This is a genomic window from Pseudomonas sp. GM33 (assembly GCF_000282295.1).
Taxonomy (GTDB): Bacteria; Pseudomonadota; Gammaproteobacteria; order Pseudomonadales; family Pseudomonadaceae; genus Aquipseudomonas; species Aquipseudomonas laurylsulfatiphila.
Genome location: NZ_AKJO01000073.1, coordinates 123584 through 135851 on the forward strand (window position 1 = coordinate 123584; position 12268 = coordinate 135851).

Here is a 12268-nt window from a genome sequence, read left to right on the forward strand (position 1 = left end):
GCGCAAGCAGGATCAGGCTTCACTCTCGTATCCCGGCTGAGCCTGTAGCGGCAGGTGCAACGTGATGCAGGTGCCGCGCCCCTCGATGCCGTCGGCGACGCTGATGCGCCCGCCATGGGCACCAACCATGCCCTGACAGATCGCCAGCCCCAGCCCGGTCCCCTGCCCGCCACGATCCCCCCGCGCCGCGGTGTAGAACATGTCGAAAATCTTCGCCCGATCCTCCTCCGGAATCCCCGGGCCCTCATCGTTGACCGAAAAGAACAGCTCACCGTCGTCGGCCCCGGCGCGCAATTGCAAACGCCCGTGGGGCGGCGAAAAGCGCGCGGCGTTTTCCAGCACGTTGACCAATGCCTGTTCGATCAGCGCGGCGTGCACATACAGCAGCGGCAACTCGGCCGGCACGTCGGTGCTGACTTGCAGCGGCGCAAGGACTGCGCGCAGGCGATTGAGCGCACTGCCGACGATATCGGCCGGTGACACCCAGTCCCGCGCCAGCTTCAAGGCGCCGTGGCCGAGGCGGGTCATGTCGAGCAGATTCTGGATATAACGATCAAGACGCTCGGCTTCATCGCGGGTGCCTTCGAGCAGTTCACGCCGGTCCTCCAGCGGGATCGCTTCTCCCAGGGCCAGCAGGCTATCGATACTGCCGCGCATGGACGTCAAGGGTGTGCGCAAATCGTGGGACACCGAAGCCAGCAAGGCACTGCGCAACTGCTCGGTTTCACCGTGCAGCCGCGCCGCTTCCAGATCATCGGCCAGTTGCGCCCGGGCCAGCGCCTGGGCCAGCGGCTGGCTCAGCGCGGTCAACAAACGACGGCGCTGGCCGCTCAGGGTCTGGCCTTCCTTGGCGCATACGCCAAGCAACGCGAGCGGGCCGTCCTCGACCGATAACGGCCACCACCACCAGCGGCCGAACGGCAAGGTGCCGGTGCCCGCACCTGCCGGTTGATCGTGCTGCCAGGCCCAATCGGCGGCGGCGCGCTCAGCTTCGGTGAACTCCAGCGGGCCACCGGTTTCGACTTTCCAGCCGCTCTGCCCGTCGCGATTGAGCAGACACAGTTGCACGTCGCTCCAACCGTTGAGGTGCTGGGCGGCCGCACTGACCACGGCCTGGCGGTCGGTGGCGGCCGTCAGTTTGCGTGACAGGTCGAGCAATTCAGTGGTCTCTTCCTGGGTATCGCGCAGTGCCTGCAATTGCCTGCGCTGGCGCGCCGCGAGGTTGCCGGTGAGGGCTGCCATCAGCAGGAAAAACAGCAAGGTCAGCACGTCTTCTTCGCGCTGGATGCTGAAAGAAAAAGTCGGTGGAATAAACAGGAAGTCATAAGTCAGGAACGACAGCGCCGCACAGGCCAGCGCCGGCCCGAGACTGCTGCGCACCGCCACCAGCAGCACCGCGGCGAGGAACACCAGTGAAATATTGGGCAGTGGCAGGACACTCGCCACCGCCCAGGCCAGGGCGCTGGCCAGAACCGTCGCGACCACGGCCAACGCGTAGTCGAACCAGACCAGTGCCCCCATCGACCGCTGATGGGGTTGATGCTGTTCGTGATCGCTATCGAGTACGTTGATTTCCAGTCCGCGCGCATTGCGCAGCAGCCGCGCCGCCAACCCGCCACCGAACAGGCGTCGGCGCAATCTCGGTCGGGACTGGCCGACCAGCACCAGGCTGGCACGACGCTCGGCAGCATGCTGGATCAGGGTTTTCGCCACTTCACCGGCGCGCAGCAACACCACTTCACCGCCCAGGCGTTCGGCCAGTTGCTGGGCGCTCTGCAGGCGCAGGCGGGACTGCTCGTCACGCACTCGACCGTTGTCCACGTGCACCAGGCTCCAGGGCAGGTGCCGCCGTTGGGCCACGCGACTGGCATGCCGTACCAGACGCTCGGCCTGGGCATCGCCGTCCACCCCTACCAGCAAACGCCCGCGCACCGCTGGTGCCGCTTGTCCGAGTTGGCGATAGCCCAGGGCCAAATCGTTATCGACCTGAGCCGCCGCGGTTTGCATCGCCAGTTCGCGCAGGGCGGTCAGGTTGGTCTGGGAAAAAAATGCGTCGATGGCCGCTCGCGCCTGCTCCGGCACATAGACCTTGCCATCGCGCAGGCGCTCGAGCAGTTCCCGTGGCGGCAAGTCGATCAGCAACAGTTCGTAGGCTTCTTGCAGCACCCAGTCCGGCAGGGTTTCACGGACCTGCACGCCGGTGATGCCACGCACCTGATCGTTGAGACTTTCCAGGTGCTGGACGTTGACTGTCGTGTAGACATCGATGCCGGCGGCGAGCAGTTCCTGAATGTCCTGCCAGCGTTTTTCGTGACGGCTGCCGGGTGCGTTGGTGTGCGCCAGTTCGTCGACCAGCACCAGCTTCGGTTTGGCTTTGATCAGACCATCCAGGTCCATTTCTTCGAGCAACACACCCCGGTATTCCGAGCGCACCAACGGCTGCTGCGGCAAGCCGCTGAGCAGTACTTCGGTTTCGGCGCGGCCGTGGGTTTCGACGACGCCGGCAATGACCTTTACCCCTTGGCGCAACTGAGTGTGGGCCGCCTGGAGCATGGCGTAGGTCTTACCGACGCCGGGCGCGGCGCCGAGAAATACCTTGAGCCGGCCACGGCCATCGCGGGGCAGGTCTGCTAACAGCGCGTCGGCGCGGCCGGAGTTGCTCATGCTTGGAGTTCTCGTCTTTCAGATGTTGATGTAGTGATTGTCAAACCGTCTTCGCGAGCAAGCCCGCTCCCACAGGAGTATGCATTCCAATTGTGGGAGCGGGCTTGCTCGCGAATGGCAGCACCACGGACCTAAAGCTTTTCCAGCGCCAGATTCAACTCAAGCACATTCACCACCGGCGGGCCTACCAAGGGCTGCTCGATGTGCGCGTCCAGCAGCTGTTGCAGTGACGCGACCGGCAGGTTGCGCGCCGCGGCGACACGCGCCAGTTGATAGGCAATCGCCGCCGGTGGCAAGTGCGGATCGAGACCGCTGCCCGAGGTCGTGACCAGCGCCAACGGCACCGGCCCCTGGCCGGGCACCAGCAACTTGCCGGCATCGTCGATCACCCGCGTGGCCAGGGCCGGGTTGCTCGGCGACAGGTTGCTGGCGCTGCTCGATACAGTGGCAAAGGCACCGGCCGAAGGACGCGGGTGGAACCAGGCGTCGCCGACGAAATCCTGGGCGATCAGCGAGGAACCGCGGACCTTGCCTTCGGCATCGCGCACCAGGCTGCCGTTGGCCTGATCCGGGAACGCGACCTGGGCGACGCCTGTGACCACCAGTGGATAGGCGACGCCGGTGATCAGCGTCATCAGGACCAGCAGGCTCAGGGCCGGGCGTATCAATGTGGACATTTCAAAATCCTCGAATTCACGGGAAAAACCTGTAGGAGCGAGCTTGCTCGCGATGTAATTGAGAGCGCCGCGTACAGTCAGCAAGCACGCGTTATCGTTAACCACCATCGCGAGCGAGCTCGCTCCTACAGGGGCGTGTTCAGTCAAACCAGATGCAACGCCGTCAACAGCATGTCGATCGCCTTGATGCCCACGAACGGCACCAGAATCCCGCCCAGGCCATAGATCAGCAGATTGCGTCGCAGCAACGCCGCCGCACTCGCCGCCTGCACGCGCACGCCGCGCAATGCCAGGGGAATCAGCACCACGATGATCAACGCGTTGAAAACGATCGCCGACAGAATCGCGCTCTGCGGACTGCTCAGGTGCATCACGTTGAGCACACCCAGTTGCGGGTAGATCGCGGCGAACAGCGCCGGCAGGATCGCGAAGTACTTGGCCACGTCGTTGGCGATGGAAAAGGTCGTCAGCGCACCGCGGGTGACCAGCAATTCCTTGCCGATCTGCACCACGTCCAGCAACTTGGTCGGGTCGCTGTCGAGGTCGACCATGTTGGCCGCTTCACGTGCCGCTTGCGTGCCGTCGTTCATCGCCATGCCGACGTCCGCCTGGGCCAGTGCCGGGGCATCGTTGGCGCCGTCGCCGCACATGGCGACCAGGCGACCGTCGTTTTGCTCGTGACGAATGCGCGCCAGTTTTTTCTCCGGCGTGGCTTCCGCCAGCACGTCGTCCACACCGGCCTCAGCGGCGATGGCGGCGGCAGTCAACGGGTTGTCGCCGGTGACCATCACCGTGCGAATGCCCAGCTTGCGCAACTCGGCGAAACGCTCGCGGATACCGGGCTTGACCACGTCCTTGAGGTGGATCGCGCCAAGTAACTTGCCGTCGGCGCAGACCAGCAAGGGGGTGCCGCCGCTTTGCGCAATCTTGTCGATTTCGCGGGACAAGGCCGGTGCCAGGTCAGCACGTTTCAGGCCGACGAAGGCCAGCAACGAATCCACCGCACCCTTGCGGTACACGCGCCCTTGATAGTCGACACCGGACAAACGGGTTTCGGCACTGAAGGGCACGGCTGTCAGCAGGTCGGCGGACGGTTCCGGTTGCGGATGAGTGCCACGCAGGTACTCGACGATCGACTTGCCTTCAGCGGTGTCGTCGGCCAGCGACGCCAGCAACGCGCCTTCGGCCAATTCCCTGGCTGTCACGCCTGGCGCGGCATACACCGCCGAGCAACGACGATTACCGAAGGTGATGGTGCCGGTCTTGTCCAGCAGCAGGACGTGCACGTCCCCCGCCGCTTCCACCGCACGCCCGGACTTGGCGATCACGTTCAGGCGCACCAGACGATCCATGCCGGCGATACCGATGGCCGACAACAGGCCGCCGATGGTGGTCGGAATCAAGGTGACCAACAGCGCCACCAGGAACACCAGCGGCAAGCTGCCGTTGGCGAAGTGGGCGAACGGTTGCAGGGTGACGACCACCAGCAGGAAGATCAGGGTCAGGCCGATCAGCAGAATGTCGAGCGCCACTTCGTTCGGGGTTTTCTGGCGTTTGGCGCCTTCGACCAGTGCGATCATGCGGTCCAGGGTCGATTCGCCAGGGTTGGCGGTGATCTTCACCAGCAGCCAGTCGGACACCAGCCTTGTATTGCCGGTGACGGCCGAGCGGTCGCCGCCGGACTCACGAATCACCGGGGCCGACTCACCGGTAATCGCGGCTTCGTTGACCGCTGCGATGCCTTCAAGCACTTCGCCGTCACCGGGGATCATCTCCCCGGCTTCGACACGCACCACATCGCCCTTGCGCAGACTGGTGGCCGGTACTACCTGAAAGGTGCCATTGCTGGTTTTGCGCCGGGCGCTAAGGCCTTCGCTACCGGCCTTGAGGCTGTCGGCGCGGGCCTTGCCACGACCTTCGGCCAAAGCTTCGGCGAAGTTGGCGAACAGCACGGTGAACCACAGCCACACGGCAATTTGCGCGGCGACGAAGGTCGGTACGGCCGTATCGGGAATGAAGCACAGCACGGTGGTCAGGATTGCGGTCAGTTCGACCACCAGCATCACCGGCGCACGTTGCAATTGCCGTGGGTCGAGCTTGACGAAGGCTTGCACCAGCGCCGGGCGCCACAGGGCCGAGATCGCGGTTTTCGGTTGTTCCGGCGCCTTGACGGCGACGGTTTTGGATACGGGCATATTCATCTTCAACTTCCTCAGAAGGCCATGCTCAGATGTTCAGCAATCGGGCCCAGCGCCAAGGTCGGCAGGAACGTCAGGCCGCCCACCAGCAAAATGGTCACGGTCAGCAGGGTCACGAACAGGGGGCCGTGGGTCGGGAAGCTGTTCTGGCCAATCGGTGCGGTTTTCTTCATCGCCAGGCTGCCGGCCAGGGCCAGAACCGGGAGGATGTAACCGAAGCGACCAATCAACATGCCCAGGCCCAGCATCAGGTTGTGAAACGGCGTGTTGGCACCGAAGCCACCGAACGCCGAACCGTTGTTGGCACTGGCCGAGGTGTAGGCGTAGAGCAACTGACTGAAACCGTGGGCGCCGGGGTTGCTCACCGAGGCCACCGGGCCTGGCAGGCTGGCGGCAATCGCGCCGAGCACCAATACGCCAATCGGCATGACCATCAGGGTCAGCACCAGCAATTGCACTTCCCTGGCTTGCAGTTTCTTGCCGAGGTACTCCGGCGTACGACCGATCATCAGGCCGGCGAGGAACACTGCGATCAGCACGTTGAGCAACATACCGTAGAGCCCGGCACCAACGCCGCCGAAGATCACCTCGCCGACCATCATGTTGACCAGCGCGACCATCCCGCTCAGCGGGTTGAGGCTGTCGTGCATGCCGTTGACCGAACCGTTGGACGCGGCCGTGGTGGTCACCGACCAGAGCACCGTGGCGGTAGTGCCGAAACGCGCTTCCTTGCCTTCCAGCGGCGCAGTCTGCTCGACGGCTACGTTGTTCAGGATCGGGTTCGGCTGGTATTCAGCCCATAGCGAGGTCGCGCCGCCGATCAGGAACAGCGCCAGCATGCAGGCGATGATCGCGCGACTCTGACGCAGGTCCTTTACGTAGTGGCCGAAGGTAAACACCAGTGCCACGGGGATCAGGATGATCGAGGCCACTTCGAACAGGTTGCTCCAGGCCGTCGGGTTCTCGAACGGATGCGCCGAGTTGACGCCGAAGAAGCCACCACCGTTGGTACCCAATTGCTTGATCGCAATCTGACTGGCAGCCGGGCCCAGTGGAATGACCTGGTCGACGCCTTGCACCGTCACCGCATTCACGTACTGCGCGAAGGTTTGCGGCACGCCCTGCCAAACCAGATACAGCGCCAGCAGCAGGCACAGCGGCAGCAGGCCGTAGAGGGTGGCGCGGGTCATGTCGACCCAGAAGTTGCCCAGCGATGCCGTGGATTTGCGGCCGATGCCGCGGCACAGCGCAACCAGTACGGCCAGGCCGGTGGCGGCGCTGACGAAGTTCTGCACGGTGAGGCCGGCCATCTGGCTCAAGTAGCTCAGGGACGCTTCGCCGCTGTAAGCCTGCCAGTTGGTGTTGGTCATGAAACTGACGGCGGTGTTGAACGCCAGCGTCCACTCCTGGCCCGGCAGGTTTTGCGGGTTCAGCGGCAAATGGTCCTGGAACAACAGGATCGCGAACAGCAGCAGGAAACCCGCAAGGTTGAAGGCGAGCAAGGCCAGCGCGTACTTCTGCCAGCTCTGTTCAGCGTGCGGATCGACGCCCGCCAGGCGATAGCAACCGCGTTCGACCGGGCCGAGGAGCGGCGACAGCCAGGTGCGCTGCCCCTCCATTACCTTGTAGTAGAAGCGCCCGAGAAACGGCGCTGGGACCAATACCAGGGCGAAAAACCCGAGGATCAGCCAATAGTCATAACTGTGCATAGCCGCTCCTAGTTCCGGTCCGCGCGCAACAGCGCAACCAACAGATAAATGAACAGCCCCACTGCCAACAGCAGTGACACCCCGTCCAGAACGCTCATGGAAGTTCTCCGTGTTACGGCGTATTGCCGCGTGTGCAGTCATTGTCGGAAAAGAGGCTGTAAAGGAACGAGACCGAGGGTGCGGACCGGGCATAAAGAATGCGTAAAGAGTGGGTTTACGCTGGGGTTACTGGGTGCGGGAAGGGGTTCCAGTACGGAGAAAACCTGAATTTCACGGGTAAAGCGCTAAATTTTGCGCAAGATGTAGTGAGTGAAGGCTGCAAGTCATGGATAATCCAGCCCAATTGGCACGACGTAACCCAACAGGGTCAGGATTTCTTGCGCCTCCTCGCTCGTGCCTGCAAGCTACCGTTATTCGCACTACTGAAAAGGCTGGCCCAACATGCGTATCCTTATTACCGGCGGAGCCGGTTTCATAGGCTCGGCACTTGTTCGTGAGCTGATCCAACACACTGAGCATGATGTGCTCAACCTGGACAAACTGACGTATGCCGGCAATCTCGAGTCGCTGACCAGCATTGCCAACAACACTCGTTACGAGTTCGTTCAGGCCGATATTGTTGATCAGACGACCGTCAGTGCAGTGCTGGCGCGTTTCCAGCCTGACGCGATCATGCACCTGGCAGCGGAGTCCCACGTCGATCGTTCCATCGATGGGCCATCAGAGTTCATCCAGACCAACATCGTCGGCACCTACAGCCTGCTCGAAGCCACTCGTGCCTATTGGCAAGCCCTCCCGGAGCCTGAGAAAAGCGCCTTCCGCTTTCATCACATTTCCACCGACGAGGTTTACGGTGACCTGCACGGCGTCGATGATCTGTTTACGGAAACGACGCCCTACGCACCCAGCTCGCCCTACTCTGCCAGCAAGGCTGCGTCCGACCATCTGGTCCGCGCCTGGCAGCGAACCTATGGTTTGCCGGTGCTGCTGACCAATTGTTCGAACAATTACGGGCCTTTCCACTTTCCCGAGAAACTGATTCCGCTGGTCATCCTCAACGCCCTGGGCGGTAAACCGTTGCCGGTGTATGGCAACGGCCTGCAAGTGCGCGACTGGCTGTTCGTCGAAGATCACGCCCGGGCACTGCTCACAGTGGTGACCACCGGCACCGTAGGCGAGACCTACAACATCGGCGGGCACAACGAACAAAAGAACATCGACGTGGTGCGCGGCATCTGCGCCCTGCTTGAAGAATTGGCACCGCAAAAACCTGAGGGCGTTGCGTATTACGCCGACCTGATCACGTTCGTCCAGGATCGTCCTGGTCATGACGTACGTTACGCAATCGACGCCGGCAAGATTGAACGCGAACTGGGCTGGGTGCCCGAAGAGACCTTCGAAACCGGCCTGCGTAAAACCGTTCAATGGTACTTGGACAACCTGGAGTGGTGCCGCCGTGTCCAGGATGGCAGCTATCAAGGTGAACGCCTTGGCGCCATCAATCCCAAGGAGCTGCTCGCATGATGAAAGGCATCGTTTTGGCGGGTGGCTCGGGCACACGCCTGCACCCGATTACGCTCGGTGTGTCGAAACAACTGTTGCCGGTCTACGACAAGCCCATGATCTACTATCCGATCTCGGTGCTGATGCTGGCCGGCATCAAGGACATCCTGCTGATTTCCACCCCGCAGGATCTGCCGCAGTATCGCAATCTGCTGGGTGACGGCAGCCAGTTCGGGGTGAATTTCAGCTTTGCCGAGCAGCCATCTCCGGACGGTCTGGCCCAGGCTTTCCTGATTGGCGAGGAATTCATTGGCGATGACCCTGTGTGCCTGATCCTGGGCGACAACATTTTCCACGGTCAGCACTTTGGCGAACAATTGCAGAACGCGGCACAACGCTCTTCCGGTGCCACCGTGTTCGGTTATTGGGTCAAGGACCCCGAACGCTTCGGCGTCATCGATTTCGACAGCGAGGGCCGTGCGCTTTCTATCGAAGAAAAACCGAAAAAGCCGAAATCCAGCTATGCCGTTACCGGCCTGTATTTCTACGACAACGACGTGATCGAGATCGCCAAGGCAGTGAAACCTTCGCCTCGCGGCGAGCTGGAAATCACTGACGTCAACAATGCCTATCTGCAACGTGGAGATCTGCAGGTCGAGCGTTTTGGTCGAGGTTTCGCCTGGCTCGACACCGGCACCCACGACAGCTTGCTCGAAGCTTCTCAGTACGTGCAAACCATCGAACACCGCCAAGGCCTGAAAGTGGCGTGCCTGGAAGAGATAGCCTATGAAAACGGCTGGATCAACCGCGAACAACTGCTGGAACGCGCCCAGTACTTCGGCAAGACGGGCTATGGCCAGTACCTGGCCAAATTGGCAGGGGGAGCGTAATGAGCCAGTGTGAGCCCGATTTACCTCATGACGAGACTGAATTGTTCTGATGAAAGTACTCATCAATGGCAGACATGGTCAGGTCTCACACGAGCTGCAACGCCGACTGGGTGTGCTCGGCGAACTGATCGTATTGGGTCGCGATCAGCTCGATCTCGCGCAACCCGCTCAGATTCGCCGTCAGGTGCAAAGCGTCAGACCCGATCTGATCATCAATGCGGCGGCCCATACAGCGGTTGACCTGGCAGAAAGTGAGCCGCAAACAGCCTTTGCCATCAACGCGATCGCTCCCGGCATTCTCGCCGAAGAGGCGCTGGCTCTCGACATCCCGTTGATACATTACTCCACGGACTATGTTTTCGACGGATTGAAAGCCGGACCTTACAACGAGGACGACACGCCCAATCCGCTCGGCGTATATGGTAAGAGCAAGTTGGCCGGTGAGCAGGCTATCAAGGACGTGCAAGGCAAACACTTGATCCTGCGTACCAGTTGGGTCTATTCAAACCATGGCCGTAACTTTCTGCTGACGATGCAGCGATTGCTGCAAGAGAAACCAGAGTTACGTGTAGTTGCCGATCAAATCGGAGCCCCTACCTGGGCCGGCACACTCGCCAACAGCACCCTTGCCCTGATTGAACACTGGCAGGCGCGCGAAGTGGCCAACTGGGGCACTTATCACTTGACCGCTCAAGGTGAGACTTCCTGGTTTGGTTTCGCCCAGGCAATCGGCGAAGCATTGCGACAACAGGGCAAACCTTGTGCCGCCCTGTTACCGATCCCGTCCAGCGACTACCCGACGCCTGCCGCCCGGCCGCTTAACTCGCGCCTGGATTGCAGTCGCTTGCAACGCGATTGGGGCGTCAGTCAACCTGACTGGCAGATGGCGTTGCGCGAGTGCCTTACCGAACAAACCTGAACATCAACGGTAGCCCGCACCTGCGTTGAAACACGACGTATCCGCATCGCAGCGGTGTCGTGTAGCAGACAGGCGGGCTTGCTCGCGAAAGCGGCATTAGTAGCAACGACGCCCACGACTGACGCACAAAGTTCGCACAACCAGTCGCGAACATCCCCGATACGACGCCTTTCAGCCCATTACGACGCACACTCGCGAAATGGCACGCCCACTGCACTGGCCTCCCCCCGAGCGTTCCAAACCACTCAGGGAGCAAGTGCATGAACACACAACTCAAACCCACGCTGGGCACATTGCATCTGTGGGGCATCGCGGTCGGGCTGGTGATTTCCGGGGAGTATTTCGGCTGGAGTTATGGCTGGGGCGTGGCCGGAACCTTGGGTTTTCTGGTGACCTCTTTCATGGTCGCCACGATGTACACCTGCTTCATCTTCAGTTTCACCGAGCTGACCACCGCCATTCCTCACGCAGGAGGCCCCTTTGCCTACAGCCGTCGCGCGTTCGGGGGAAAAAGGCGGATTGATCGCCGGCCTGGCGACATTGATCGAGTTCGTCTTCGCCCCGCCGGCGATTGCCCTGGCCATCGGCGCCTATCTCAATGTCCAGTTTCCAGCCCTGGACCCGAAACACGCGGCGGTCGGTGCCTATCTCCTGTTCATGGGTCTCAACATCCTCGGCGTGAAACTGGCGGCGACCTTCGAACTGGTGGTCTGCGTGTTGGCGGTCGCTGAACTGCTGGTGTTCATGGGCGTGGTCGCGCCGGCGTTCAGCTTCAGCAACTTCGCCCTCAATGGCTGGGCCGGCACCGACGTGTTCGGCGCTCCGGCGATTGCCGGGATGTTCGCGGCGATCCCCTTTGCCATCTGGTTCTTCCTGGCCATCGAAGGCGCCGCCATGGCCGCCGAAGAAGCCAAGGACCCGAAACGCACCATTCCCAAAGCCTACATCAGCGGTATCTTGACCCTGGTGCTGCTGGCGATGGGCGTGATGTTCTTCGCCGGTGGCGTCGGCGACTGGCGCACCCTGTCAAACATCAACGACCCGCTGCCCCAGGCGATGAAAACCGTGGTCGGCGAAAGCTCGGGCTGGCTGCACATGCTGGTGTGGATCGGCCTGTTCGGCCTGGTGGCGAGTTTTCACGGGATCATCCTTGGCTACTCGCGCCAGTTCTTCGCCCTCGCCCGCGCTGGCTACCTGCCGGCGTCCCTGGCCAGATTGTCGCGCTTCCAGACGCCGCACCGGGCGATCATCGCCGGCGGCGTGATTGGCATCGCGGCGATCTACAGCGACGGTCTGATCAACCTCGGCGGCATGACGCTGACGGCGGCGATGATCACCATGGCGGTGTTCGGCGCCATCGTCATGTACATCATGAGCATGCTCAGCCTGTTCAAGCTGCGCAAAACCGAGCCGAACCTGGAACGTACCTTCCGCGCCCCGTGCTACCCACTGGTGCCGTTCATTGCGCTGATGCTGGCAGTGGTGTGCCTGGTGGCGATGGCCTGGTTCAACACCTTGATCGGCCTGATCTTCCTGGGCTTCATGGCCGCAGGTTTCGTGTACTTCACGCTCACCGCGCAATTGCGCGCCGACGCACCGGCGGATGCGATGCTGACCGGACATTGAATGCGTTCGGGTGAAGCTTGAACAACAGGCATAGAATGGGGGTGATAGCGATGGAACTGCGACGAAACCCCGTCACTCAAAG

The 12268-nt window shown here is 61.8% G+C and carries 8 protein-coding genes and 1 pseudogene; 4 read left to right on the forward strand and 5 right to left on the reverse strand.

The features are described 5' to 3' along the window. Nucleotides 1-12 precede the first annotated feature (12 nt). The 5 genes from PMI26_RS18200 to kdpF form a co-directional block, all read right to left on the reverse strand. Nucleotides 13-2664 (reverse strand): sensor histidine kinase, encoded by a 2652-nt coding sequence (locus tag PMI26_RS18200; protein ID WP_007973591.1) that lies wholly within the window; start codon nt 2662-2664, stop codon nt 13-15. Nucleotides 2665-2795: 131 nt separating this feature from the next. Beyond that, on the reverse strand, nt 2796-3341 hold the full coding sequence (gene kdpC / locus PMI26_RS18195) for a potassium-transporting ATPase subunit KdpC (protein WP_033047747.1): 546 nt from the start codon (nt 3339-3341) through the stop codon (nt 2796-2798). Nucleotides 3342-3484: 143 nt separating this feature from the next. After that, nucleotides 3485-5542 carry a potassium-transporting ATPase subunit KdpB gene (kdpB, locus tag PMI26_RS18190; RefSeq protein WP_007973593.1) on the reverse strand — a complete coding sequence of 686 codons (2058 nt, stop codon included), beginning with the start codon at nt 5540-5542 and terminating at the stop codon, nt 3485-3487. 11 nt (nt 5543-5553) lie between these two features. Beyond that, nucleotides 5554-7248, reverse strand: a complete 1695-nt coding sequence (gene kdpA / locus PMI26_RS18185) for a potassium-transporting ATPase subunit KdpA (protein ID WP_007973594.1) — start codon at nt 7246-7248, stop codon at nt 5554-5556. Nucleotides 7249-7256: 8 nt separating this feature from the next. Continuing rightward, complete coding sequence (kdpF, locus tag PMI26_RS30550; RefSeq protein WP_007899818.1) at nt 7257-7346, reverse strand: K(+)-transporting ATPase subunit F; 90 nt, start codon at nt 7344-7346, stop codon at nt 7257-7259. A gap of 343 nt (nt 7347-7689) precedes the next feature. Between kdpF and rfbB the strand changes: the two genes are divergently transcribed. From rfbB to eat, 4 genes and pseudogenes are all read left to right on the forward strand, one after another. Further along, nucleotides 7690-8772 (forward strand): dTDP-glucose 4,6-dehydratase, encoded by a 1083-nt coding sequence (gene rfbB, locus PMI26_RS18180; RefSeq protein WP_007973595.1) that lies wholly within the window; start codon nt 7690-7692, stop codon nt 8770-8772. Next, on the forward strand, nt 8769-9641 hold the full coding sequence (gene rfbA, locus PMI26_RS18175; protein WP_007973596.1) for a glucose-1-phosphate thymidylyltransferase RfbA: 873 nt from the start codon (nt 8769-8771) through the stop codon (nt 9639-9641). Before rfbB ends, rfbA begins: the two co-directional genes overlap by 4 nt. Before the next feature lie 49 nt (nt 9642-9690). Then, the gene (gene rfbD, locus PMI26_RS18170; RefSeq protein ID WP_007973597.1) at nt 9691-10560 is read left to right on the forward strand and encodes a dTDP-4-dehydrorhamnose reductase; all 870 of its coding nucleotides are present in this window, start codon (nt 9691-9693) and stop codon (nt 10558-10560) included. A gap of 260 nt (nt 10561-10820) precedes the next feature. Continuing rightward, a pseudogene (eat, locus tag PMI26_RS18165) lies at nt 10821-12186 on the forward strand (ethanolamine permease). Nucleotides 12187-12268 lie beyond the last annotated feature (82 nt).

What these genes read in the sequence shown, in the direction of transcription:
- rfbA (WP_007973596.1), top strand. Translation starts at nt 8,769, where the DNA reads ATGATGAAAGGCATCGTTTTGGCGGGTGGCTCGGGCACACGCCTGCAC.
- PMI26_RS18200 (WP_007973591.1), bottom strand. Translation starts at nt 2,664, where the DNA reads ATGAGCAACTCCGGCCGCGCCGACGCGCTGTTAGCAGACCTGCCCCGC.
- rfbB (WP_007973595.1), top strand. Translation starts at nt 7,690, where the DNA reads ATGCGTATCCTTATTACCGGCGGAGCCGGTTTCATAGGCTCGGCACTT.
- kdpC (WP_033047747.1), bottom strand. Translation starts at nt 3,341, where the DNA reads ATGTCCACATTGATACGCCCGGCCCTGAGCCTGCTGGTCCTGATGACG.
- kdpB (WP_007973593.1), bottom strand. Translation starts at nt 5,542, where the DNA reads ATGAATATGCCCGTATCCAAAACCGTCGCCGTCAAGGCGCCGGAACAA.
- rfbD (WP_007973597.1), top strand. Translation starts at nt 9,691, where the DNA reads ATGAAAGTACTCATCAATGGCAGACATGGTCAGGTCTCACACGAGCTG.
- kdpF (WP_007899818.1), bottom strand. Translation starts at nt 7,346, where the DNA reads ATGAGCGTTCTGGACGGGGTGTCACTGCTGTTGGCAGTGGGGCTGTTC.
- kdpA (WP_007973594.1), bottom strand. Translation starts at nt 7,248, where the DNA reads ATGCACAGTTATGACTATTGGCTGATCCTCGGGTTTTTCGCCCTGGTA.